Source organism: Rhodococcus sp. LB1, from assembly GCF_001583455.1.
Lineage (GTDB): Bacteria > Actinomycetota > Actinomycetes > Mycobacteriales > Mycobacteriaceae > Rhodococcus_F > Rhodococcus_F opacus.
This window is the reverse complement of record NZ_LTCZ01000066.1, coordinates 1-216: the sequence shown is the minus strand read 5'-3', so window position 1 is coordinate 216 and position 216 is coordinate 1. Positions and strand designations below refer to the sequence as shown.

Below are 216 nucleotides of genomic sequence, written 5' to 3'. Positions count from 1 at the left end.
GGACGTGCACACCGTGGCCCTGGTCGGCAGTGTGGGCGAGGGCAGGTTCGGTGATCTCGGAAAGCTCGCTCTGCGTGTCGTCGACGGGGCCGGGTACACGTTGGCGGAGTACGTCACCGCCGATGCCACGACCGAGTCGGCGTTCGTGTTCGGCGAGGTGTACCGCCGCAACGGGGAGTGGAAGATCCGAGCGGTCGGGCAGGGCTGGGAGTCCGG

The 216-nt window shown here is 69.0% G+C and carries 1 protein-coding gene; it reads left to right on the top strand.

The features are described from left to right. Positions 1-216 (top strand): TerD family protein (locus tag AZG88_RS53515; protein ID WP_231913954.1); only part of this gene is annotated, 216 nt, incomplete at both ends.